Raw genomic sequence first — 23,764 nt, 5'->3', positions numbered from 1 at the left:
GTAGCCGTACCGGAAGGTGCGGCTGGATCACCTCCTTTCTAAGGAGCACATAGCCGACTGCGAGCGAATGTCTCGCACGGTTGCTCGTGCCCCGGCGGTCCGCCGTTCCCCGTCGTCGCGGGTGCCGCTACAGCGCGGCGCGGATCCAGCCGTCCACCACGGCCGTGAGGTCCTGCTGGGCCGCCGCGTGGTCCAGGTGGTAGGTGCGCACCGAGTCGCCGCCGTGCAGGAAGCCGCGCTTGTCGAACTCCAGGACGACCTCGACGCCGTACGCGTCGGCGATGAAGGTCACCTCGATCTCGTTGCAGCGGTGCGCGTACTGCGGCGCCGCCCGGAACTCGATCTCCTGGTAGAAGGGCAGCGTCTGCCGGGTGCCGCGGATGTGGCCGGCCTCCAGGTCGGCCCGGGTGAAGCGGAAGCCGAGCGCCAGCAGGGCGTCCAGCACGCGCTGCTGCACCGGCAGGGCCTCGACCGCCACCGGGTCCGCGTCGCCCTTGTCCAGCTGACCCGCGATGTCCACCTCGGTGCGCACGCCGAGCGCCATGCCCGACAGGTGCTGGCCGGCGATGGAGGTGGCCGGGGTCTCGAACGGCACCGGGAAGGCGAACGGCACCGCGCGGTGCTCGCCGGCCGCAAGCCGCATCGGGCCGCTGACCACGGCCGAGGCGAAGGTCTTGTTGGTGTGCCCCTCGTGGTCCTCGTACTCGACCTCGACCCGGGCGACCAGGCTCAGGGTGATGCCGTTGATCTCCGCGTCCCGCTCGCCGCCGACCAGGTTGACCTGGCCGTGGATCGTGCCGCCGGGGCGCACGGTCGGCGTGGACAGGACCGTGTCCACGGTGGGTCCGCCGACGCCCAGCGCGCCGAGAAGCCGCTTGAACACCATCGGTGCTCTCCTTACCGATTCGGGTGGTGAGGGGGCCGATCGTACTTTGCCCGCACTTGACCCGGACGTCCCCCGGCCCTCCGCGCCGGATCCCCGGCCCCTGGCCGGGACGGCGTCAGAGCGGGGTGGCCGCCTTGAGCACCAGCAGCAGCGCGGTGGCCGCGTTCAGCGCGGAGAGCGCGGAGGCGGCGGTGCCGGCGGCGGCCAGCATCACGGCCGGCCCGGCCGGGCTGTGCGCGGGCGGCCAGGCCCGGCCGGACGGGACGGGGCCGAGCAGTGCCGCCACCCGGCGCGGCACCGGGCCGGGCGCCGGGTCCGCGAAGGCCGCCAGCCCCGGCAGCACCGCGTGGTGGGCGACCAGCGCAGCCCGGGCGACGGCGCGGGCGGTAGTCCGGCGGTCGCCGACCGCGCCCGCCGCCTCCTCGTCCGCCCACCGCTCGGTGGAGTACGCCACCGCCCGGTGCAGCGGCCGCAGGAAGGGGTTGACGCAGGCGGCGAGTCGGGTCGCCAGCAGGTAGCGGTGGTGACGGTGGGTCAGGTGAGCCTGTTCGTGGGCGAGCAGGGCGGCCCGCTCGTCCTCGGCCAGGTGCGCCAGCATGCCGGTGGAGACCACGATCCGACCGGCCCCGCCGGGCAGCGCGTAGGCGTACGGGCGGTCGTCGGGCAGCACCGCCGGACCGTCCCCGGCCGGGAGGTCGGCCACCGCTCGGCGGGCCCGGGTGGCGACCCGCAGCCGCCCCGCCAGGGTGCGGGCGACCGCGCCGAGCACCACGGCGAGCATCGCGATCGAGGCCGCGCCCATCTCGACGTGGAAGGGCACCATGTCGCGCACCTCGGGGTCGGACCAGCTGTCCGGCAGCGGATTGCCGGGGATCTGGGCGGTGCCGAGCACCCCGAGCAGGCCGAGGCAGAGCGCGCTGCACCCGGCCATCGCCAGGGCGAATCCGGTCAGCAGCCGGGTCGCGGCGCGCGGGTGCAGGTGCTGCTCGGCGAGCCGGGAGAGCGGCAGCGCGGTGAGCGGGAGGACGAGCGGCAGGAAGAGGAAGACGAAGACGCCCACGGCTCAGCCCTCGCGGTACGCCGGCCCGTCGCCCCCGCCGCCCCGCGGGCCGCCGTCGGCCGGCTGCACCGCACCGTCCGAGGCGCTGTCCAGCAGGGCCCGCAGCAGCACCTCGTCGTGCGGCAGCAGGGCGGAGACGAAGCTGGCCAGCACCGCGTCCCGGTCGGCCTCGCTGTCGAGCACCCGGCGCATCTTCAGCGCGGCCAGCCCGGCGGCATCGGCGGCCCGCCAGTGGTACGAGCGGCCGGAACGGGTCCGTGAGACGGCCTTCTTGGCGTGCAGTCGAGAGAGGATGGTGACCACCGTGGTGTAGGCGAGCCCGCCCTCCAGCCGCTGCTGCACCCAGCCGGCGGTGGCCGGCTCCGGCGCCTCCCGCAGCACCGACAGCACCTGGGCCTCCAGCTCGCCCTGGCCGCGGCGGCGGGCCCGGAGCCCGTCGGCGGCGGGGTCGCGCTCCTGGACCATGGCGGCGCCTCCCCGTACGTCCCGGCAGGGCCTGCTGCCCGCCCGCTCCCGCGCGGCCGCGGGTGCGGCGGCGCCCGGCCATCCTACTGAGCGGTCAGTGCGCGGCCGTCCGCTGAGACCGCGTCAACCCGTGCGGGGTGGGCCCGCCGAGCCTCTACAGTGCTGTAGATTCATGGCTCACAGTGATCGGATCGGCCGGGCGGACGAGCCCGGTGCGGCACTCCGGGAGGGGAAGCCATGGGAGTCTCGCTGGCCAAGGGCGGCAACGTCTCGCTGAGCAAGGAGGCCCCGGGTCTGACGTCGGTCATCGTCGGTCTCGGCTGGGACGTCCGCTCGACCACGGGCGCCGACTTCGACCTCGACGCCAGCGCACTGCTGTGCGGCGAGAACGGCCGGGTGATGACCGACCAGCACTTCGTCTTCTACAACAACCTGGCGAGCCCGGACGGTTCGGTCGAGCACAGCGGCGACAACCTGACCGGCGGCGGCGACGGCGACGACGAGCAGATCAAGGTCGAGCTGGTGGCGGTGCCGCTCGCCGTCTCGAAGATCGTCTTCCCGGTGTCGATCTACGACGCCGAGAGCCGGCTGCAGAACTTCGGTCAGGTCCGCAACGCCTTCATCCGCGTGGTCGACCAGGCCACCGGCCGGGAGGTCGCCCGCTACGACCTCAGCGAGGACGCCTCCAGCGAGACCGCGATGGTCTTCGGCGAGCTCTACCGGCACGGCGCGGACTGGAAGTTCCGCGCGATCGGCCAGGGCTACGCCTCCGGACTGCGCGGCATCGCCCTGGACTACGGCGTCAACGTCTGACCTGCACGGCCCGGACTACAGGTCCAGCCGGTAGTGGCAGAGGCGGCGCGTCGGACGGTAGCCGAAGGCTTCGTTGACGCGCCGCATCGGCGCGTTCTCCTCCGCGGTGTCCGTCAGCAGCCCCGCCAGGGCGGGGTGGCGGCGGCGGGCGGTGCGGACCGACGCCGCCTTCATCCAGCCGGCCAGGCCGCGGCCGCGGTGAGCGGGCAGCACACCGGTGCCGTAGTGCTGTCCGTCACCGGTGCCGCCGCCGGGCACCACCAGCTCGGTGAAGCCCACGACCGCGCCGTCGTCCTCGGACACCACCGCGACGGTGTGCAGCAGGTCGCCGCGCGCGGCCACCGCCTCGGCCGCGGCGCGCAGCCGGTCGGGCGTCCAGCGGACGGCGCCGTGGCCGGTGTCCCCGAGCGGCATGTCGTCCATCGCCGGGCGGGCGGCGAGGTAGCGCTCCAGCAGCCCGTCCGGGGCGGTCCCGTCCCAGTCCACCAGCCGGTAGCCGGGGTGCGGGCGTTCCACCAGGGCGGTGAGCCGGCCGTCGTCCGCCGCGGCCAGCGGCAGCCGGGCCTCGACGAGCACCAGCACCCGGCGCAGCCCGCGGGCGGCGAGGAAGGCCTCGCCCGGACCGCCCTCCCCGGCCACCGCGAGCAGGATGCCCCGGCCCTCCGCCCGGGCCGCCCCGATCGCGGCCTCCAGCAGCAGGGTGCCGGTGCCGCGGCGGCGTTCGGCCGGGTGCACGGTGAGCTCCAGCTCGGCCACCCGGCGCCGCTCCTCACGGTCCGACAGCGTCAGGAACGCCGACCCCACCGGCACCCCGTCGTCGTCGGCGGCGAGCCAGGCTGCACGACGCCGGGCCGGACCGGCGGCGGGATCGGTGAGGGCGGTGAGGCTGATCGGCACGGCGGCTCCAGAGGGCTCCGGACGGGTGGCGGGCCGGGAGACCGTAGGCACCTCCCGCCGTGCGCCGCAAAGCATTTACCGCGCCGGCACCGCCCGGCACGGCGCTACCGGGCGCCGGCGTCCGTCGGCCGGCGGGAGCCGGTGGTGACGACCAGGACGGCCGCGAGCAGGACCAGGTTCTTCACCACGAACTCGCCGACCAGGGTGAGCAGCAGCGGGTTGCCGTCGTCGAAGGCGGTGCCGGGCATGAACAGCAGGACGCCGAAGGTGCCGCAGAGGTGGGCGCCGAGGACCGGCAGGGCGAGCAGCAGGCCGCGGCCGGATAGCAGCCAGAGTCCGAGCAGCACCTCGACCCAGCCGAGGGCGGGCACGACCCAGCTGCCGGGGTGGCCGGGGATGGTGCCCGTCACCAGGACACCGGCCGGGCTCCGTTCGGCGATCTTCAGGATGCCGAACCACACGTACAGCACGCCGAGTCCGGCCCGCAGCAGGGTCAGGCCCCAGCGGTGCAGGCCCGGGCGCAGGCGGGCGGTGAGGGCCTGCGGCGCGGGCGCGGCGGACAGCAGCGGGCCGGGCGGTTTGAGCTCGGGGGTCACGGTCACGGAGTGCCTCCAGAACACGGCTGATGACGGGTCGGGTCGGTGCGGTGCGGTGCGCGCGGGTCCGGTCGCGGGCGTGCGGGCACGGCGAGGACCTCCGGGGCACGCGGGTGCCCCGGACGGGATGCGTGGGGGCACCTCCCAGCGCCCCTGAATCGACCGCCGCCTGCCTTTGAAGACTCCTAGGGGGCGTCCTGGCGGCCGGCGGACGGCCGGTGCAGGCTGCGCAGGCTTCGGACGCCGCGGTCGCCGTCGTGCGGGCCGCCGGGCCGGCCGCCGGTGCTGCGGGCCGCCGGCTCGCGGCCGCCGAGTTCCTGCCGGAGCAGTTCCCGGTAGGTGGCCCGGTAGGCGTTGGCGGCGATCCGGTTGCCGGCCGCCAGGTAGGCGGCGACCAGCGTCTCGTGTGCGCTCTCGCGCAGGTTGTCGGCGTGGATGGCGACCAGGGCGGCGTCCACCGCGGCGCCCACCCAGCCGGCCTGGACGAGCCGGAACGAGAGTGCCTCCAGGGTGTGCAGCCGCTGTTCGCGCCAGCGCATCCGGTGGTGGTCGAGCCAGTCCTCCTCCCAGTCCGGCAACAGGTCGTGGCCGAAGTCGCAGGAGACGGCCCGGCCGAGTTCCTCGGCGTCCATCGGGAGCGCGAGGTTGAGCACCCGGGTGGCGGTGGTGCGCAGTTCGCCGAGGTCGGTGGTGACGTCGGGAGCGAGCCGCAGCCGTTCCCTGCCTTCGTGGAGCAGGTCGGCGCGGCAGCCGGGGAGCCGGTGCAGCGCGGTGCGCAGGGTCGCGCCGGCCCTGGCGGGTTCGAGTCCCGGCCAGAGGACGGCGGCGGCCCTGGCGCGGGTGAGTCCGCCGGGTTCGACGGCGAGCAGGGCGAGCAGGCGGCGGGCGCCGATGCCCGGCTGGACCTCCTCGCCGTCGAGGTGCAGGGCGAAGCCGCCCAGCAGGTCGAGCCGTACGCCGGCGACCGGGCACGGCCGGTGGCCGTCCGGGCCGTCGGCGGCCCGCAGGGCGCGCGGGCGCGGTGGCGGCGGTTCGGCCGCGGTGCTCCGGCGCGCCTGGCCGCCCCTGGCGGTGGCGACGCTGCGGATGCCGGCGCCGCCCGGAAGTGCTTGGATCATGGCTTGCCCCCGTGTCGTCACCCCGGGCCGCCCGGGGGCGGTCCGGGGCGTCGCGGCGCCGGGGGCGGGCACCTCGCCGCGGTGTCGTCCGCGCTGCGGTGCCGTGCCCGGTGCCGCTCGTCGCTCCCGCTCCCTGTTGTCGGGCGGCCTGATTTCCACGCTAACCACCGCCGGTCGGCGGCAGCGAGCGCCATCGCCGCATTGCATGGGAGCCATAGAAGAACCCGATCGACGCCCGCTCCGGCACCGCTCGCCTGAGCAGCATCGATTCCGGTCCGTACAAATGTTTGACGAGACACCGTCAGCTCTGGCGCAACACGGTGCAATGCTGCTGCAACGTTCATGCCACGAACCGTCACATACCTTCCGCACAAAGCCGCTTCCCCGGCCGTCGGCCCGAACGCGAGAAGGAACGACACCGATGACCCTTCCCCTCCCCACCCGAAACACCACCCGCCGCCGGGTCATCGCCGCCGGACTCGGCGTGGCCGGCGCGCTGGCCCTGCCCGCCACCGCGTGGGCGTCGGAGACCCGGACCGGCCGCCGCGCGCCGGGCGCGCACGAGGTCAGCGTCGTGGTGCGCTGGAACCAGGCCGTGATGGACGCCATCCTCGCCGAGTACAGGCTCGCCGGCACGGTGTTCGGCCCGGCCACCATCAACGCGCGGGCGCTGGCCGTCATCCACAACGCCATTTTCGACGCCTGGGCCTGTTACGACTCCTGTGCCGTCGGCACCCGGTTCGGCGGCTCGCTGCGCCGCCCGCGCCGCGAGCGCACCCTCGCCAACAAGAACGAGGCGGTCAGCTACGCCGCCCACCTCGCGATGCGCGACCTGTTCCCGAACCAGGCCGCGGCCGCCGACTCCTTCCTGCGCAGCCTGGGCTACGACCCGGACGCCGCGGCCGGCCCGAACACCCCGGCCGGCATAGGCCGCCGCACCGCCCAGGCGGTGCTGGACTTCCGCCGCCAGGACGGCGCCAACCAGTCTGGCGGCTACACCGACACCACCGGCTACACCGCGCTGAACCAGCCGCAGGCGGTCGGCTCCTTCGACCCGGCCCTGGTCACCGCGCCCGCCCACTGGACCCCGCTGGTCGTCGGCGGCAAGACGCAGAAGTTCCTCACCCCGCAGTTCTCCGTGATGACGCCGTTCGCGCTGAGCCGCCCGGACCAGTTCACCGTGCCGGCCCCGCCCGCCTACCCGTCCACCCGGATGTCGGACGCGGTCGAGGAGCTGCTGGAGGTCAGCGCCGGCCTCACCGACGAGCACAAGGCGATCGCCGAGTTCTGGCTGGACAACGACGTCACCCCGCCCGGCGCCCAGCAGTCCTGGGCCCGTTTCGTCTCGGCCCGCGACGGTTACGGCATCGACGAGGACGCGCCGCTGTTCTTCGGCCTCAACATGGCCGAGTGCGACGCCGCGATCGGCTCCTGGGCGGTCAAGCGGCAGTACGACTTCGCCCGCCCGTCCACCCTGATCCCCTACGACCGGCGCGGGCAGCAGATCCGCTCCTGGGGCGGCCCCGGCCAGGGCACCGTCACCATGGACGGCGTGCACTGGCGGGCCTACGTCGCGGTGCCGGGCTTCCCCGCCACCGTCTCCGGCCACTCCACCTTCTCCGGCGCGGCCGCCGAGTTCCTGCGCCGGTACACGGGCACCGACTCCTTCGGCGACTCCTACCTGTTCAAGGCCGGCACCTCGACCGTCGAGCCCGGCCTGACCCCGGCCGTGGACGTGAAGCTCAGCTGGCCGACCTTCACCGCCGCCGCCGAGCAGGCCGGTATCTCCCGGGTCTACGGCGGCATGCACTGGAGCTTCGACAACGGCCCCGGCCTGGAGATGGGCCACAAGATCGGCCGCGTTGTGCACCGGCGGGCCATGGATCTCGTCCACGGCTCGCACAACTGACGCCGTAACAACGGGAGCTGACACACCATGACGAACCAGACCGCCAACCGGCCGGCCGCCTCGCCCACCCCGGCCCAGGGCTCCGGCGGGGGCCTCGGCGGCCGGGCGCCGGCCTTCGCCGGGACCCGGGCCACCGTGTCCGGCACGCTCGCCACCATCGTGTCGCTGCTGGTGCTGGCGGCGATCGGCAGGGCGACCGACTCGCTGCTGCTGGTCGCGCCGCTCGCCGCGACCGCGATGATCATCTGCGCCAGTCCGGCCCTGCCGCCCGCCCAGCCGCGCGGCGTGCTGCTCGGCCAGCTCGGCTCGGCGGTGATCGGCTTCGCGGCCGGCGCCGTCGCCGGCCACTCGCTGTGGACGGCCTCGGTCGCGGCCGGCCTGTCGGTCGGCCTGATGGGCCTGCTGCGGGCCGTCCACGCGCCGGCCGCCGCCACCGCGGTGCTGGTCGTCGTCCAGCACCCGGCCCCGGCGCGGTTCCTGCTGCTGCTCGCGGCGGGCAGCGTCCTGCTGATCCTGGTCGGCCTGCTGGCCTCCCGGATCGGCGCGATCGGCAAGTACCCCACCTACTGGTGGTGACCGGACCCGGCGGACCGGCGGCCGAGCGCCGCCGGTCCGGCCGGCCCAGCGATCCGAAGGGAGAAACGATGGACCGCGACAACGTCCTGGTCGACTGCGACTGGGTCAGGGCCCACGGCTCCGACGAGGGCGTCGTCCTCGTCGAGATCACCGACGGCGGCCCCAACCCGGGCGGCCGGATACCCGGGGCGGTCAGCCTCGACTGGACGACCGACCTGCAGGACCGCGTCCGCCGCGACCTGATCCGCCCGGAGGCGTTCGCCGCCCTCCTCGGCCGCCACGGCATCGGCCCGGACGACACCGTCGTGTTCTACAGCGGCAACAGCAACTGGTGGGCCGCGGCCGGCTTCTGGCAGTTCCGCCTGCACGGCCACCGCGAGCTGCGGCTGCTCGACGGCGGGCGCGCCCGCTGGGAGGCGCTCGGCGGCGACCTGACCGTCGAGGCCCCCGTCCGGACGCCCGTCGAGTACCCCGCCCGTCCGGTCGACGAGTCGCTGCGCGCCCACCGGGACACCGTCCTCGGCGGCATCGGCTCGATCAACCTGGTGGACTGCCGCTCGCTGGAGGAGTACCTCGGCGAGCGCACCGCCCCGCCCGGCGTCCCGGACGACCAGGGCGTGCGGCCCGGCCACGCCGAGTCCGCGCAGCACATCCCGTGGAGCGCGACCGTCCGCCCGGACGGCACCTTCCGCGACGAGGAGGAGCTGGAGGCGCTCTACGGCCAGCTCGACAAGGACGCGCCGACCGTCGTCTACTGCCGGATCGGCTGGCGCTCCGCGCACAGCTGGTTCGTCCTGAACGAGCTGCTCGGACGCCCCGGCGTCGCCAACTACGACGGCGCCTGGCGGGAGTTCGGCTCCCTGATCGGCGCCCCGATCGTCTCCGGGCCGCTGCCCTGGGGCGTCGTCCGCACCTCGGAGGTGGCCCATGCCTGACGTGACCGTGATGCGCGACGTGCTGCGCAACGGCTTCGACCAGACCGACCTGCCCTGGGTGCCGTGGACCGAACCCGGCCGTGTGGGCGTCGAGTTCGTCGTCCTGTGGGGCCCGGACGCGGAGCAGGGCGAGGACTCCGCGGCGCTGCTGCTGCGCTTCCCGCCCGGCGCGCACGGCGACTTCCACGAGCACCTGGGCCACGAGCTGATGCTCGTCCTCGACGGGGTCCTCGACCACAGCGACGGCCGCCGCTTCGTCCGCGGCGACCTGGTCGTGGAGGAGCCCGGCACCCGGCACCAGATGTCCAGCGCCGAGGGCTGCACGGTGCTAGCCGTCCGGGCCCGCCCGGCCTCCGCCCGGACGCCCGAGCCGGAGGAGATCACCACCGGGGTCGGCGCCGGCGCGAGCTGACCCACCGCCAGAACAGCTGCCGGGTACCGGAGCCGCGTCCACCACGACGCGCCGGTACCCGGCCGCCGCACGACGGGCGCCCGCCACCCGCGGCAGCGCCCGGCACCCCGCCCGGCACCGCCCCGTCGCCACCCGAGGAGTAGCCATGTCGCCCACCCGAACCCTGACGCCGTACCCGCTGCGCCCCGCCGCTGCCGCGCCGGAGCCCGCCGAGAGCCGCCGTGTGCTGCTGACCACCGGCTCCTCCGACGCGCACACCTGGAACCTCGTGTACCTGCAGCTGCTGCTGGAGGAGAACGGCCACTCGGTGCTCAACCTGGGCCCGTGCGTGCCGGAGCAGCTGCTCGTCGACACCGCGCAGCTGACCCGCCCCGACCTGGTGGTGTTCAGCTCCGTCAACGGCCACGGCCACCTGGACGGCCTGCGGGCGGCCCGCGCGCTGCGCGGCGAGCGCACCACCAGCGACATCCCGCTGGTCATCGGCGGCCTGCTGGGCATCTCCCCGGAGGGCGCCGAACAGCGCACCGCCGAGCTCCTCGCGGCCGGCTTCGACCGGGTGCACAGCGACGGCACCAAGCCCGACGTGCTGCTGTCGTACCTCGCCCAGCTGCCCGCCACCTGTACCGAGCGGGCCGCCGCGTGACCCGCTCACCCGCCTCCCCACCGGACCTCGGCGCCTATGTCCGCGCCGCCGCGGCCGCCGGCGAGCTCGTCGTCCAGCCCCGCATGGGCATGGCCGTCCCCAGCGAGATGGCGGCCGGTCTGACCGCCGTCGCGGGACTCTCCGAGCGCACCGTCGGCACCATCACCCTCGACAGCTACACCCGGGTCGGCGACCACAGCGCCGCCGTCGCAGCCGTCCGGGCCGGCAAGCCGCTGAACGGCTTCCCGCTGGTCGGGCACGGCCCCCGGATCACCGCGAAGGTCGCCGCCGCGGCCGGCCGGCACACGCCGGTGCAGGTCCGGCACGGCTCCGCCGATCCGCGGGCGATCTTCCGCACCATGGCCGCCGCCGGCCTCGGCACCAGCGAGGGCGGCCCGGTCTCCTACTGCCTGCCGTACGGGCGGACCCCGCTCGCCGAGTCGGTCGCCGCCTGGCGGGAGGCCACCCGCTTCCTCGCCGAGGAGAGCCGGGCGAACGGCATCCGCGCCCACCTGGAGTCCTTCGGCGGCTGCCTGCTCGGGCAGCTCTGCCCGCCCTCGCTGCTGGTCGCGATGTCCGTGCTGGAGTGCCTGTTCTTCGCGCAGAACGGCATCACCGGCGTCTCGCTCAGCTACGCCCAGCAGACCAGCCCGCAGCAGGACGTCGAGGCGCTCGCCGCTCTCCGCCTGCTCGCCGAGGAGCTGCTGCCGCCGACCGTGGACCGGCACATCGTCCTCTACACGTACATGGGCGTCTTCCCGCGGAGTGTGGCGGGCGCCGGCCTGCTGCTCCAGCGCAGCGCCGAACTCGCCGTCCGGGGCGGCGCCGAGCGTCTGATCGTCAAGACGGAGACCGAGGCGCACCGCATCCCCACCGTCGCCGAGAACCTCACCGCGCTGCGGGCCGCCGCCGCGCAGGCCCGGCGCACCCGCCGCGAACTGGCCCAGGCCCCGCGCGAGACCCCGGCCGAGGCCGGCGAGGTGCTGCTGGAGGCGCGGGCGCTGATCACCGCGGTGCTCTCGCTCTCCGACGACGTCGGCACCGCGCTGCTGCGGGCCTTCCACCGCGGTGTCCTGGACATCCCGTACTGCCTGCACCCGGACAACCGGGGCGCGGCGCGCGGCACGATCGGCGACGACGGCCGGCTGCGCTGGTCCGAGGTCGGCGCGATGCCGCTGCTGGCCACCGTCGGCCGGTCCGGGACGATGACCTCGAACCGGCTGTCCGGGATGCTCCGCCGGGTCGCCGAGCAGCACGACCGGGAGGCGGCCCGGCAGGCCCCGGAGCCGGTGGCCGCGCCGGCCGAGCCGGCGCCGCTGCGGATCGGCCTGATCGGCGGCGGGCCGCGCGGCCTGTCCATCCTGGAGCGGCTGGTCGCCCGGTGCGCGGAGCGGCCGCCGGCCCGGCCGGTGGAGGTCACCGCGGTCGACCCGTACTGCATCGGGGCCGGCCGGATCTGGCGGCCCGAGCAGTCGCCGTGGTTCCTGATGAACACCCCGGCGCGCGAGGTCACCATGTTCTCGGGGCCGTCCGACGGCGGCCCGGCGAGACCGGGCGCCGGCCCCACCCTCGCCGAGTGGTGGGCCGCCGAGGACCCGGAGCACGCCGACCCGGAGGGCTACGCGCCACGCGTCGTCTACGGCCGGTACCTGCGGTTCGTGCTGGGTCTGGTGCTGGGCGCCCGGGTGCCGGGGCTGACGATCCGCCCGGTGAAGGCGAGGGCGCTCACCACCGACCGCGGCCCGGCCGGGGAGCGCACCGGCGAGCCGGTGCACCGGGTGCGGCTGGACCGTGGGGACGTGCTGACCGTGGACCGGCTGGTGCTGGCCTCCGGCCACCCCACCAACGAGTTGGACGAGCAGCAGCGCGAGTGGCTGCACTTCGCGGAGGAGCACCCGCCGCTGCGGTACGTGGTCGGCGATTCGGCCGCCGAGATGCCGTTGGACTCCGTCCCGCCGGGTGCCACCGTCGGCGTCCTCGGCATGGGGCTGACCTTCTACGACGTGGTCTCGGCGCTGACCCTGGGCCGCGGCGGCCGGTTCGCACCGGCCGAGGGCGGCGGTCTGCGCTACCTGCCCAGCGGGCGGGAGCCGAGGATCGTCCCGGCCTCGCGCAGCGGCATTCCGCTGCTCACCCGCGGCAGGAACCAGAAGAGCGCCGAGTTCCGGTACCGGGCCCGGTTGTTCACCCCCGAGCGGATGGCCGCGATGCGCGCGACCGGGCCGCTGGACTTCCAGTCGCAGGTGCTGCCGTGGCTGCTCGCGGAGATGAACGTCGTGCTGCTCGGCACCCGGCTGCGGCACGCCGTCGGTCCGGACGCGGAACGGGAGTTCGGCGAGCTGGCGGCGGCCGTGCACCGGGAGGAGCCGCCGAGCCCGGCCGCGCTGGGCGTGCTGGCCGAGGGCTTCGGGCCGGCCGGTGCGCCGCTGGACGCGCTGTGGCGCCTGGCCCGGCCGTTCGCCGGGCGGCGGTTCGCCTCCCCCGCCGAGTACCGGCAGGCGCTGGCCGACTGGCTGCGCGAGGACCTCGCCGACGCCGTCCTGGGCAACTACGAGGGGCCGGTGAAGGCGGCGAGCGACGTGCTGCGGGACGTCCGGGCGACGATCCGCTCGGTGGTGGACTTCGGCGGGCTCACCCCGGACTCGCACCGCCGCTTCCTGGCCGACTTCAACCCGGTCGCGGCGGTGATCTCCACCGGTCCGCCGGCGCAGCGCTCCGAGCAGTTCCTGGCGCTGCTGGCGGCGGGTGTGCTGGAGCCGGTCGGTCCGGCGGCCCGGTTCCGGGCCGATCGCGAACTGGGCTGCTTCACCGTCGAGTCGGGTCAGGTGGAGGAGTCCAGGGTACGGCTGGACGCGCTGGTCGACGCCCGGGTGCCGAGCACCGACCTGCGCTCGGACCGCGACCCGCTGATCCGCGGCCTGCTCGCCGACGGCGTGATCCGGACCTTCGTCAACTCCTGGGCGGGCGGGGCCTTCGACACCGGCGGTCTGGCCACCACCGACACCCCGTTCCACCCGGTGCGGGCGGACGGCGGGATCGAGCGGACGATGTTCGTGCTGGGCATCCCGAGCGAGCACACCCGCTGGTTCACCCAGGTCGGCAGCGGCCGGCCGGGCCCGTGGGGCGCGTTCACCCGGGACGCCGACGCGATCGCCGAGGCGCTGCTGGCCGACGCGGCGCCGCAGGCCCGTCCGGCCACTGCCGAGCCGGCGGCGGTGCTGACCGGGCGGGCCGGCCGGTGAGCGGGCGCCCCGCGTTCTGGTGGACGCACCGCCGGACGGCCGCGCACGAGGAGTACCGGGCGGCCCGCGACCTGCTGCTGGGGCTGCGCGGCGACCGGGCGGCGGCCTGTGCCGCCTTCAAGCCGCCGCGCGCGCGGGAGTTCAACTGGGCGCTGGAGTGGTTCGACGTGGTGGCCGCGGACAATCCGCGGCCGGCCCTGCGGCTGCTGTCGCCGCCGGACGCCGAGGGGCGGGCCGGTGTCACCGAGGAGTTGTCCTTCGCCGAGCTGTCGGCGCGTTCGGACACCCTGGCGGTGGCGCTGGCCGGCCTCGGGGTACGCCGCGGGGACCGCGTCCTGCTGCTGCTCGGCACCCGCGCCGAGCTGTGGGAGAGCCTGCTGGGCTGTCTGAAGCTGGGCGCGGTGGTGGTGCCCTCGTACCAGGACGTGACCCGGGAGGAGGCGGCGGACCGGATCGGGCGCGGCCGGATCCGGCACGTGCTGTGTGCCGAGGACACGGCGCCGCTGCTGGACGGGATCGAGGTGCCGGGGCTGCGGATCGCGGTGACCGACCGCCCGGCGCCCGGCTGGACGCCTTACCCGGACACCCGTTCGGTGCAGGTGCCGTTCCTGCCGGACGGGCCGACACCGGCGGCGGACCCGGCGTTCTGCTACTTCACGTCCGGCACCACCTCGCTGCCGAAGCTGGTCGAGCACACCCATGCCAGCTATCCGGTCGGCCATCTGTCCAGCCTGTACTGGAACGGGCTGCGGCCCGGCGACCGGCACCTCAACCTGTCCGCCCCGGGCTGGGCGAAGCACTCCTGGAGCAGCTTCTTCGTGCCGTGGACGGCGCAGGCCCTGGTGCTCGCCCCGCCGGACGGCGGCCTGCCGCCCGAGGTGCTGCCCGGGGTGCTGGCCGACCACGGCGTGGACAGCTTCTGTGCCCCGCCGAGCGCCTGGCGGGCGATGCTGCCGCACCTGCACCGGACCCGCTCGGCCGTCCGGCTGCGCGAGGCCACCGCGGCCGGCGAGCCGCTGACCGCGGAGGTGCAGGCGGCGGTGGCCGCCGCCTGGCGGGTACAGGTCCGGGACGGCTACGGGCAGACCGAGGCGACCGCGCTGATCGGCCGCACCCCGGACGATCCGGCGCCGGTGTCGCCGCTCGGGCATCCGCTGCCCGGCTGGACGGTGGTGCTGCGCGACCCGGCGACCGGCGAGCGGGGCGAGGCCGGGGAGGTCTGCCTCGACCTGGCGGAGCGTCCGGTCGGACTGATGGCCGGCTACGCGGACGACCCGGGGCGCACCGCCGCCGCGCTGGCCGACGGCCTCTACCGCACCGGCGACGTCGGCGAGCGCTGCGCGGACGGCTCGATCCGGCTGCTCGGGCGCCTCGACGAGGTGTTCAAGTCGTTCGGGCACCGGGTGTCGCCGGTGGAGATCGAGGCGGTGCTGCGCGGGCATCCGGAGGTGGCGGACGCGGCGGTGGTGCCGCGCCCCGATCCGGCCGGCGGCCTGGTGCCGTACGCGGTGGTGACGACCCGTCACGATCCGCCGCACGGGGCCGCGGCGGCCCGGCTGCGCGGCGAGCTGCTGGCGCGGGCGGCCGAGCGGTTGGCCCCGATGTTCGTGCCGCGCGGGCTGGAGTTCGCGGCCGAGCTGCCGCGCACCCGGTCGGGCAAGGTACGCCGCGCGGAGCTGGCCGCGCGGTTCGCGGACGGCTGACCGGGTGCGCCGGTCGGCCGTCCGCGGTGTTCGACGGGCGGCCGGCCCGGCTACCGGGGGCCGCTGTCGGGGCTCAGCAGCCGGGCAGCGGGGGCGCGTCCGCCCGCTCGGCGGTGGCGAGCAGGGCCTCGGCGACCGTCCGGGCGCGCGGGGCGGCGTCCGTGGTGCGCTCGCGGAGGGCGGCGACGATCGCGCCGTCGCCGAGCAGGGCGAGCTGGCCGGCCAGGGTGCGGTGGCCGCGGTACCCGGCGGCGGCGAGCAGGCCGTCCAGGTAGTCGATGACCTTCTCCTTGTGCTCGGCCGCGACCCGGTGGGCGGGGCTGCTCGGGTCGGCCTCCTCGACCATGGTGTTGATGAACGCACAGCCGCGGAAGTCGGCCGCGGCGAAGCGTTCGGCGAGCCCGTCGAAGAGTGCCAGCGCGAGGTCGTCGGTGCCGCGCGGGCTGGCGTCGACGGTGTCGGCGAGCCAGGCCCGCCAGGCGGCGTCGCGGCGCCGGAGCACCTCGACGACCAGGTCGTCCTTGCTGGGGAAGTGCCGGTAGAAGGACGCACGGCCGACGCCGGACTCGCTCAGGATCCGCTCGACCCCGACCGCGCGGATGCCCTCCTCGTAGAACAGCCGCTCGGCGGCCGTGAGGAGTCGTTCTCTCGCATTGCTCGGCATCCGAAAACGGTACCACTCGGTTCTGATTTTTCGATGGGCGTTGACGAAAGTCGGAACCGATCGGTACCGTCCTAGCTGTTTGGTACCGATCGGTTCCATCTCTGCCGCAACCGAGGAGAGACACCATGTCCCGTCTGCCCCAGCTCACCACCGAGACCGCCGACGAGGAGCAGCGCGAACTGCTGGAGAGCACCCTCAAGCAGCTCGGCCGGGTCCCGAACCTGTACGCCGCGCTCGCCAACGGCCCGGCCGCGCTGCGCGGCTACCTGGCGATGCGCGAGGCCCTCGTCGGCGGCACCTTCAGCACCAAGCAGCGCGAGCAGCTCGCCCTCTTCATCGCCCAGCGCAACAGCTGCACCTACTGCGTCTCCGCGCACACCATGCGCGGCGGCAAGGTCGGCCTGAGCGACGAGCAGCTGCTCGCCACCCGCCGCGGCACCGACACCGACCCGCACATGGACCAGGTGCTCAAGCTGACCGGCGAGGTCATGGCCAGCGGCGGCCGGGTCTCCGACACCGCGCTCGCCGAGGCCCGCGCGGCCGGCGTCACCGACGCGGAGATCGCCGAGATCGTCGGCCACGTCGCGCTGAACGTGCTGTCCAACTTCTTCAACCACGTCGCCGAGCCGGAGCTCGACTTCCCGCTGGTCGACGCCCACAACCTGGTCTGACGGCCGCCCGCGGTCACGGGGCGTCCGGACGTCAGCACTCCGGACGCCCCGGCCGCCCGCCGGCGGCCGCCTCCACCACCACACCGGCACCACACCGGCATCACAAGGGCGGCATGCGGGAGCAGCAGCAGTGGACATCGACGTCAAAACCCTCAGAACGTTCTGCGAGGTCATCAGAACCGGCTCGTTCACCAGTGCCGCCCACCGCCTGGGCTACTCCCAGTCCAGCGTGACGGCGCAGATGCGCGCCTTGGAGCGGCAGGTCGGCGCACCGGTCTTCCACCGGCTGCCGAACGGGGTGCGGCTCACCCCGGCGGGCTCCACCCTCCGCGGTTACGCCGGCCAACTGCTCACCCTGGTGGGCGAGATGGAGGATGCGCTGCGCGGCCCGTCGGCCACCGCGCCACGACTCAAGGTCGGCCTGGTGCCGGCCCTCGCGTACGGCGAACAGTTGGCCAGGATCGCCCAGTTCGGCCGCCGCCTGCTGCCCGGGGTGCAGCTCGCGCTGCGGGTGATGGGCACCGCGGAGATCCACGCGGCGCTGCGGGCCGGAGGCCTGGACGGCGCCATCCTGCTCACCGGCCGCGAGCACCGCACGGCGCCCGCCGCACCCGTCCCGGCGCTCAGCGGGGCGGCCGGCCGGGCCGCCGACCGGGCCCGCACCGCGGTGCTCGCCGAACGGGCCTCCGCGGTCCGCGAGCGGCCCGAGGCGCCGACCGAGATCCCGGTCCAGGACCTGGAGTTCACCCCCAGCACCAGCGCCGCGGCGCGCTCTCAGCTCGCCTGCCACCAGGTCGTGGTGGCCGATCCGGACTGCCCCTCGCAGCGCTGGCTGCCGGAGTTCCTCCGGCTGCGCGGCGGCGAGCCGCCGGAGAGCCTGGAACTCGGCTCGATGGACGGGGTGCACGCGACCGTGCAGGCCGGCCTCGGCTGCGCGATGCTGCCGACCGGGCTGGCCTCCCAGCCGTACGGCGCCGGCCTGGCGCCGATCCCCGGGGTGCCGCGGATGCAGTGGACGGTCTCGCTGCTCGCCGCCCGCACCAAGGAGTTCCGCGAGGGCCACCGGCAGGGCCTGGCGGACGCCATCCGACTCGCACTGACCTGCCCCACCTGAGCCGGGCCACGGCGGCCGGCCCGGCCGGTCAGCTCCGGGGTGACAGGTCGTAGTGGTGCACGTCGGAGACGGTGTACGAGACCCCGGGCACGCCGATGCCGAGGGCGCGCATCCGCTCCGCGAAGCGGTTCATCGACTCCGCGGAGTCCCACAGGTCGACGACCCGGACGCCGTCGCCGGTCACCGCCGCCACGTGTGCCAGGCGGCCGGCGGAGATGCCGTCCTCCCGGGCGAGCCGCTCGTGGAACCGCTCGTACTGTTCGGTGGTCGCCCCGGGCAGGTCGACCTCCACAAGAACCGCCATGGGCCCTCCTCGGCTCGGCGCCGCCACGACCGCCGCGGCGGGGTGCGCCCTCCCGATCTCGGCCCGCCCGCCGGGTGCCGCAAGCAGGGCCGTCCGGCCCTGTCGGCCGGCGCCGGCCGCCCGGGAGAATGCGGTGGCCCCTCCACGACGGGCGGGCCGGGGAAGGAGTAGTGCCATGCTCGACGGCACGGCACGGACGGGTGCCGAGGGTCCGGTACGGGTCTTTCTGCTCGACGACCACGAAGTGGTGCGCCGGGGCGTACAGGACCTCCTCGACTCCGAGCCCGGCCTGACCGTCGTGGGGGAGGCCGCCACCGCCGAGCAGGCGATCGCCCGGGTGCCCGCGCTGCGGCCCGACGTCGCGGTGCTCGACGTGCGTCTGCCGGACGGCGACGGCGTCACCGTCTGCCGCGAACTGCGCTCCCGCATGCCGGAGCTGGCCTGCCTGATGCTGACCTCCTTCGACGACGAGGAGGCCCTGCTCGACGCCATCATGGCGGGCGCCTCGGGGTACGTGCTCAAGCAGATCACCGGCACCGACCTGGTCTCGGCCGTCCGCACCGTGGCCTCCGGGCAGTCCCTGCTCGACCCGGGCGCCACCGGCCGGCTGATGGCCCGGCTGCGCCGCCGGGCCGAAGCGCCGCAGCCGGCCCGACTGCCCGCGCTCACCGAGCGGGAGTTGCAGATCCTCGCCCTGGTCGGCGAGGGGCTGACGAACCGCCAGATCGGCGCGCGCCTCTACCTGGCCGAGAAGACGGTCAAGAACCATGTCTCCCGGCTGCTCGCCAAGCTCGGCGTGGAACGCCGCGTGCAGGCCGCCGTCCTCGCCTCCCACCTGAACGCCTCCCCGGCGCCGCACCGCCTCTGACCCCGTGACCGGGCCGTTCGGCCCTTTCCGAGGGCGGGGCTCCGGAGTTGGGTAGGACCCGGATGCGTTCTGTCGTCCGACACCAGTGGCAGGAGGAGTGGTCCATGACCGAGGCGATCACTGTTCAGGGCTTCGACGGAGTCCCCCGCGAGATGCTCGACGAGGCCCGCAGCCGGATCGCGGCCGCGGCCGGCTGCGCCAACGCGCTCGTCGAGTCGCTCCGGGTCCGGCTGAGCGCGGCCGGGCTCGCGCAGGTCAACGCCGAGGTGGACGGGCGCCGGATCAGGGTGCAGGAGACGGCGCGCGGCGTCGGCGAGGCCCTCGACCGGCTGTCCGAGGGGCTGCGCCGCCGGATCGCCTCCGTCACCGGCGCCTGGGCGCCGCGGTCCTGGCCGCAGCCGTCCCGCCCGCCGCTGCCGCCGGTCCCCGCGGTGATCGGCCCGCAGGTCATCGCCCGGGTCAAGTCTCCCGCCCTGGTGTGGTGTTCACCGGACGCGGCGGCCCGCACCCTGGACGCGATGGACTACCGGATCCACCTGTTCACCGATCCGATGACCGAGACCGACGCCGTCGTCTACCGGGTCGGCCCGACCGGCTACCGGCTCGCCAGGACGATCGCCGCCGCCCCGCCGCGCGGCTGCGCGGCACCCCTCACGGTCAGCCCGCACGGGGCGCCGCGGCTCGACGACCCGCAGGCCGTGCAGCGGTTGGTGGGCGCCGAACTCCCCTTCCTGTTCTACGCCCACCCCGCCGACGGCCGCGGCCGGGTGCTCTACCGGCGCTTCGACGGGCGGCTCGGCCTGATCACCGGCTCCGGCTGAACGTCCGTCACCTCCGGCCGATCACGACCGTGGCGTCGAGCTCCTCGCACTCGGCGGTCCGCGCGGCCAGCCCGGCCGCCGCGAAGGCCGCCAGGGTGCGGGGGGCCTGGCGCCCGCTGGTCTCCACCAGCAGGTGGCCGCCGGGTGCGAGCCACTCCGGCGCGCCCGCGATCACCCGCCGCTGCACGTCGAGGCCGTCCGCACCGCCGTCGAGGGCGACCCGCGGCTCGTGCTCGCGGGCCTCCGCGGGCAGCAGTCCGATCGCCGCGGTCGGCACGTAGGGCGCGTTGGCGAGCAGGACGTCCACCCGGCCGCGCAGGCCGTCCGGGAGTGGCTCGTAGAGGTCGCCGAGGTGGACGGTGCCGCCGGCCGCGGACGCGTTGCGGCGGGCGCAGCGGACGGCCGCCGGGTCGACGTCCGAGGCGTGCAGGTCGACGCCGGGGCCGACGGCGGCGGCCAGCGCCACCCCCAGCGCGCCGACGCCGCAGCACAGGTCGAGCACCACCGCGGAGGGGCCGGCCAGCGCCGCGGCCTGCCGGACGAGGAACTCGGTGCGCCGCCGCGGGACGAACAGCCCCGGGTCGACGGCGATCCGCAGACCGCAGAACTCGGCCCAGCCGAGTACGTGTTCCAGCGGCAGCCCGCCGGCGCGGCGGTCGACCATGGCATCGAGTTCGGCCGCCGAGCGGGCCGTGGTGACGAGCAACTCCGCCTCGTCCTCGGCGAAGACGCAGCCGGCGGCACGCAGCCGCCGTACGACGGACGGGACATCAAGAACTGAACGGGAAAGCGACACGGGATCCTTCCGGAACCGCCGAGGGCGCTCCCGCGACCGCTACCGCGATCGGGCCGTCCGGCCGCACGAGGAGAGCACCCAGCCTGCACCTGCGTTGATGGGTCCCACCTCCTCGATCGTTCCCCTGCTGGAATGCCGCCACCCTACCCGAGCCGGGCCGTCCCGTGAGCCGTACGGGCGCGGCGGCGCTTGCCTTATTCGTGTGAGGACCGACCGCCGGACGGCTATTCTGCAAGATCGCTACAGGCGGACGTCGTCCGCCGGAGCCGCCGGATCGTCGGATCCCGGCGGGACCGTACTCCCCGGGGGGACCTCATCGTGCGAATTCCGCGCGCCGTCGGCGCGGCCACGGCCGTGCTCACCGCCGCGCTCGGCCTGCAGATACCGGCGGCGGCGGCCGACGACGGCACCACCACCCTCTACGTGTGGCAGGGCAACGCCGCCTGCTCCGACACCGGCCCGGGCACCCGGGCCCGGCCCTTCTGCAGCGTCCAGCCGGCCGTGGACGCGGCCCGCCCGGGCACGACCGTCCAACTCCAGCAGGACAGCTTCTTCGAGGACGTCCGGATCACCCGCTCCGGCACCGCGGAGGCGCCGATCACCATCCTGGGCGCGTCCAGCCGGCTGGCGGGCACCTCGACCAAGCCCGGGCCCGCCCTCGCCGTCAGCGGCGCCGAACACCTGGTGCTCCGCGACCTCTCGGTGGACAGCGCCACCGTCGAGAACTCGGCCGACATCACCCTCGACCAGGTCCGGACCTCGTCCGCATCGGTCTCCCTGGAGATCGGCGGCGGGAACCACGGCGTCACCGTCACCCGCGGGCGCATCATGGGCAGGATCCGGGTGAGCGGCGGCTCGACGGGCGTCGTCATCAGCAACAACGTCCTCTCGGCGGCCACCGCCACCCCGCTGTCGGTCAGCGGCACGCCCGGAGCGACCGTCACCAACAACACGGTGACGCTCGGCTGCGGCCCCGGCATCGCCCTGCTCGACGGCTCGTCCGGGGCCCGTGTCTTCAACAACATCGTGGACGGCCACCGGGCGACCACGGCCGACGGCAGGCCGTGCGCCGAGCCGGCCACCGCGGCGGAGCTGCTGGTCTCCGCGGACTCGGCCACCGACACGGTCGCCGACTACAACCTCGTCCGGGCCGCGGACGGCGGCACGCCGTACAGCTGGGCCGGCAGCGCGTACGCCACCCCGGAGTCGCTGCACGCGGCCACCGGCCAGGGCGGCCACGACCTGCTCACCGACCCGAAGGTGACGAGCTCCTGGTCCGGGGCGCTGACCGACTGCACGGCCGCCGACCCGGGCGTCTGCTCGCCCGCGATCGACTCGGCCCTGGCGGACGCCCCGGGCGTGCTCGGCACCGACATCGACGGCCACACCCCGGCGGACCACCCGTACGTCACCGACGGCCCCGGCGGCCACCTCGACCGCGGCGCCGCCGAGGTCGTCGACACGCCGTACAGCGTCAAGCTGACGCCCGACCACATGTGGGCGCCGTACGGCACCCCGGTCACCTTCACCGCGGAGGCCCGCAGCAAGTGGCCCACGACCCTGCGGTACACCTTCGACTTCGGTGACGGCCACACGCAGACCACGGACGCGCCGAAGGCGACCCACACCTACGTGGCCGACTGCACCTGCCGGCCGACGGTCACCGTCACCGGCCTCGGCGGTGCGAGCGTCTCGGCCGGCACCTACGACTCCGGGTTCAGGGTCAGCACCCCCGGTCCGCTCGATCCGCAGCTCACCACGGCGGACGTGCGGCCGGTCAACACCGACTTCTCGGCCACCCACCCGCTCACCGTGAGCGCGGACGCCGCCCTCTCCGTGACGTCCTCGCCCTGGCCGGTCAAGGAGATCACCTTCGACTTCGGCGACGGCAGCTGGAAGGGCAGCAGCCTCAGCGGCAAGGAGAACCACACCTACGCCGCGCCCGGCGACTACACCGTCACCGTGACGATGACGGACTCGCAGGGCCGGACGGCGAGCGCCTCCCGGGTCCACCGGGTGCGCTACCTGGACGGCCGGTACACCCCGGTCACGCCGTACCGCCTGCTGGACACCAGGTCCCAGCAGTTCAAGCCGAACCCGTACGTCCCGCTGACGCTGGACCTGTCCTCCTACGGGCCGACGGGCAACCACGGGCTCTCCGCCGGGATGACCGCCGTCGTCCTGAACGTCACCGCGACCAACGCCGAGGCCGACACCTTCCTCACCCTCTGGCCCTCGGGCCAGCCCAGGCCCACCGCCTCGAACCTGAACGTGAAGGCCGGGCAGACCGTCGCCAACCTGGTCACCGTGCCGGTGGGCCGCTGGCAGCAGGTGGACGTCCACAACCACTCCGGCGACGCCGACGTGATCGTGGACGTGCTCGGCTACTACCAGCCGGACTGGGGCAGCCGGTTCAGCCCGACCGCACCCGCCCGACTGCTGGACACCCGGCCGGCGAACGGCCGGCCCGACAGCCGGTTCACCCAGGACGAGGCCCGTGGCATCCAGGTGACCGGGCAGGCCGGCGTGCCCGCCTCGGCCAGGGCCGTCGTGCTGAACCTGACCGCGACCGCGTCGACGACCGGCGGCTACCTGGCCGCCTACCCGCACGGCGGCAGCCGCCCGAACGTCTCCAGCCTGAACTTCACGGCCGGGCAGACGGTGGCCAACCAGGCGATCGTCCCGATCGGCCGGGACGGACAGATCGACCTGTACAACTTCCGCGGCGACACCCAGGCGATCGCCGACGTCGTGGGGTACTACGGCGACGACGGCACCGCGGTCTTCGTGCCCGTGCCGCCCACCAGGCTCGCCGACACCCGGCAGCGCGGCGGGGCCCTCGGCCCCGCGGGCGAGACGGCCGTACAGGTCGGCGGGGCGAACGGTGTGCCGGCCGACGCGGTCGCCGGGGTGCTCAACGTGACGGCGACCCAGCCGACCGCCGCCGGGTTCCTCACCGTCTGGCCGGACGGCAGCCCGCGGCCCGGCACCTCCAGCCTCAACTTCCTGCCGGGGCAGACGGTGCCGAACCACGTGACCGCACCGCTGGGCGGCAACGGGCGTTTCCGGGTGTACAACCACGCCGGGAACACCCAGGTGATCGCCGACCTCTCCGGGTACTTCGTCAAGGGCTGAGCCGCGACGACGTGACCAACGGGCCTCCGCCACCCCCGGGTGGCGGAGGCCCGCCCGCGTTCCGGGGGCGGGCCGGTCTGCTCTACTGGCGGCAGCGCCGCCGGCCCCTCCGGCGGCCGTCCGAGCACCGCCGACG

At 75.1% G+C, this 23,764-nt stretch carries 22 protein-coding genes; 13 read left to right on the top strand and 9 right to left on the bottom strand.

The window, feature by feature from the left end:
• Positions 1-127 precede the first annotated feature (127 nt).
• The 3 genes from AB0P35_RS15355 to AB0P35_RS15345 all read right to left on the bottom strand — a co-directional run bounded on the left by AB0P35_RS15355 (position 128) and on the right by AB0P35_RS15345 (position 2,411).
• Entirely contained in the window at positions 128-886 is a 759-nt protein-coding gene (locus AB0P35_RS15355; protein WP_363510828.1) for a sporulation protein, read from the bottom strand.
• A gap of 115 nt (positions 887-1,001) precedes the next feature.
• Positions 1,002-1,946, bottom strand: coding sequence for a M56 family metallopeptidase (locus AB0P35_RS15350; protein WP_363510825.1), 945 nt, complete (start codon positions 1,944-1,946; stop codon positions 1,002-1,004).
• 3 nt (positions 1,947-1,949) lie between these two features.
• Positions 1,950-2,411 carry a BlaI/MecI/CopY family transcriptional regulator gene (locus AB0P35_RS15345; protein WP_363510822.1) on the bottom strand — a complete coding sequence of 154 codons (462 nt, stop codon included), beginning with the start codon at positions 2,409-2,411 and terminating at the stop codon, positions 1,950-1,952.
• Between the two features lie 237 nt (positions 2,412-2,648).
• On the opposite strand from AB0P35_RS15345, the gene AB0P35_RS15340 reads away from it, so the two are divergent.
• Positions 2,649-3,224 (top strand): TerD family protein, encoded by a 576-nt coding sequence (locus AB0P35_RS15340; protein ID WP_363510819.1) that lies wholly within the window; start codon positions 2,649-2,651, stop codon positions 3,222-3,224.
• 15 nt (positions 3,225-3,239) lie between these two features.
• Here the strand turns inward: AB0P35_RS15340 and AB0P35_RS15335 are convergent, their stop codons facing one another.
• The 3 genes from AB0P35_RS15335 to AB0P35_RS15325 all read right to left on the bottom strand — a co-directional run bounded on the left by AB0P35_RS15335 (position 3,240) and on the right by AB0P35_RS15325 (position 5,835).
• The gene (locus AB0P35_RS15335) at positions 3,240-4,121 is read right to left on the bottom strand and encodes a GNAT family N-acetyltransferase (protein ID WP_363510816.1); all 882 of its coding nucleotides are present in this window, start codon (positions 4,119-4,121) and stop codon (positions 3,240-3,242) included.
• A 104-nt stretch (positions 4,122-4,225) separates the two neighbouring features.
• Positions 4,226-4,723, bottom strand: a complete 498-nt coding sequence (locus AB0P35_RS15330) for a hypothetical protein (protein ID WP_363510813.1) — start codon at positions 4,721-4,723, stop codon at positions 4,226-4,228.
• Between the two features lie 179 nt (positions 4,724-4,902).
• Positions 4,903-5,835, bottom strand: a complete 933-nt coding sequence (locus AB0P35_RS15325) for a BTAD domain-containing putative transcriptional regulator (RefSeq protein WP_363510810.1) — start codon at positions 5,833-5,835, stop codon at positions 4,903-4,905.
• Positions 5,836-6,256: 421 nt separating this feature from the next.
• Between AB0P35_RS15325 and AB0P35_RS15320 the strand changes: the two genes are divergently transcribed.
• From AB0P35_RS15320 to AB0P35_RS15290, 7 genes are all read left to right on the top strand, one after another.
• Positions 6,257-7,744 carry a vanadium-dependent haloperoxidase gene (locus AB0P35_RS15320; protein WP_363510807.1) on the top strand — a complete coding sequence of 496 codons (1,488 nt, stop codon included), beginning with the start codon at positions 6,257-6,259 and terminating at the stop codon, positions 7,742-7,744.
• Positions 7,745-7,771: 27 nt separating this feature from the next.
• Positions 7,772-8,320, top strand: a complete 549-nt coding sequence (locus AB0P35_RS15315; RefSeq protein WP_095873979.1) for an HPP family protein — start codon at positions 7,772-7,774, stop codon at positions 8,318-8,320.
• Positions 8,321-8,388: 68 nt separating this feature from the next.
• Entirely contained in the window at positions 8,389-9,255 is an 867-nt protein-coding gene (locus AB0P35_RS15310; protein WP_363510803.1) for a sulfurtransferase, read from the top strand.
• Positions 9,248-9,667 (top strand): cupin domain-containing protein, encoded by a 420-nt coding sequence (locus AB0P35_RS15305; RefSeq protein ID WP_095873977.1) that lies wholly within the window; start codon positions 9,248-9,250, stop codon positions 9,665-9,667. The genes AB0P35_RS15310 and AB0P35_RS15305 overlap by 8 nt, the downstream gene beginning before the upstream one ends.
• A 145-nt stretch (positions 9,668-9,812) precedes the next feature.
• Complete coding sequence (locus tag AB0P35_RS15300) at positions 9,813-10,310, top strand: cobalamin-dependent protein (protein WP_095873976.1); 498 nt, start codon at positions 9,813-9,815, stop codon at positions 10,308-10,310.
• Positions 10,307-13,552 (top strand): FAD/NAD(P)-binding protein, encoded by a 3,246-nt coding sequence (locus AB0P35_RS15295; protein WP_363510799.1) that lies wholly within the window; start codon positions 10,307-10,309, stop codon positions 13,550-13,552. The genes AB0P35_RS15300 and AB0P35_RS15295 overlap by 4 nt, the downstream gene beginning before the upstream one ends.
• Entirely contained in the window at positions 13,549-15,255 is a 1,707-nt protein-coding gene (locus AB0P35_RS15290) for an AMP-binding protein (protein ID WP_363510796.1), read from the top strand. Before AB0P35_RS15295 ends, AB0P35_RS15290 begins: the two co-directional genes overlap by 4 nt.
• A gap of 73 nt (positions 15,256-15,328) precedes the next feature.
• Here AB0P35_RS15290 and AB0P35_RS15285 read toward each other — a convergent pair whose 3' ends face one another.
• The gene (locus tag AB0P35_RS15285) at positions 15,329-15,919 is read right to left on the bottom strand and encodes a helix-turn-helix domain-containing protein (protein ID WP_363510793.1); all 591 of its coding nucleotides are present in this window, start codon (positions 15,917-15,919) and stop codon (positions 15,329-15,331) included.
• Between the two features lie 125 nt (positions 15,920-16,044).
• Between AB0P35_RS15285 and AB0P35_RS15280 the strand changes: the two genes are divergently transcribed.
• Positions 16,045-16,590: a carboxymuconolactone decarboxylase family protein gene (locus AB0P35_RS15280; protein WP_363510790.1), complete on the top strand. Its 546-nt coding sequence runs from the start codon at positions 16,045-16,047 to the stop codon at positions 16,588-16,590.
• A gap of 130 nt (positions 16,591-16,720) precedes the next feature.
• Positions 16,721-17,704, top strand: a complete 984-nt coding sequence (locus tag AB0P35_RS15275; protein ID WP_095873972.1) for a LysR family transcriptional regulator — start codon at positions 16,721-16,723, stop codon at positions 17,702-17,704.
• Between the two features lie 28 nt (positions 17,705-17,732).
• Here AB0P35_RS15275 and AB0P35_RS15270 read toward each other — a convergent pair whose 3' ends face one another.
• Positions 17,733-18,008: a hypothetical protein gene (locus AB0P35_RS15270; protein ID WP_363510787.1), complete on the bottom strand. Its 276-nt coding sequence runs from the start codon at positions 18,006-18,008 to the stop codon at positions 17,733-17,735.
• A 175-nt stretch (positions 18,009-18,183) separates the two neighbouring features.
• On the opposite strand from AB0P35_RS15270, the gene AB0P35_RS15265 reads away from it, so the two are divergent.
• Together AB0P35_RS15265 and AB0P35_RS15260 are read left to right on the top strand one after the other, a co-directional pair.
• Positions 18,184-18,876 (top strand): response regulator transcription factor, encoded by a 693-nt coding sequence (locus AB0P35_RS15265; RefSeq protein ID WP_363510784.1) that lies wholly within the window; start codon positions 18,184-18,186, stop codon positions 18,874-18,876.
• Positions 18,877-18,980: 104 nt separating this feature from the next.
• Positions 18,981-19,697, top strand: coding sequence for a sigma 54 modulation/S30EA ribosomal C-terminal domain-containing protein (locus AB0P35_RS15260; protein WP_363510781.1), 717 nt, complete (start codon positions 18,981-18,983; stop codon positions 19,695-19,697).
• 7 nt (positions 19,698-19,704) lie between these two features.
• Here the strand turns inward: AB0P35_RS15260 and AB0P35_RS15255 are convergent, their stop codons facing one another.
• The gene (locus tag AB0P35_RS15255) at positions 19,705-20,493 is read right to left on the bottom strand and encodes a putative protein N(5)-glutamine methyltransferase (RefSeq protein WP_095873969.1); all 789 of its coding nucleotides are present in this window, start codon (positions 20,491-20,493) and stop codon (positions 19,705-19,707) included.
• Between the two features lie 318 nt (positions 20,494-20,811).
• Here AB0P35_RS15255 and AB0P35_RS15250 point away from each other — a divergent pair, with 318 nt between their 5' ends.
• Positions 20,812-23,628, top strand: coding sequence for a PKD domain-containing protein (locus AB0P35_RS15250; RefSeq protein WP_363510778.1), 2,817 nt, complete (start codon positions 20,812-20,814; stop codon positions 23,626-23,628).
• Positions 23,629-23,764: the final 136 nt, after the last annotated feature.

Origin of the sequence: Kitasatospora sp. NPDC085879 (assembly GCF_040686255.1) — a bacterium.
GTDB lineage: Bacteria > Actinomycetota > Actinomycetes > Streptomycetales > Streptomycetaceae > Kitasatospora.
The sequence above is the reverse complement of the archived record's forward strand: the minus strand, read 5'-3'. Positions and strand labels throughout refer to the sequence as shown.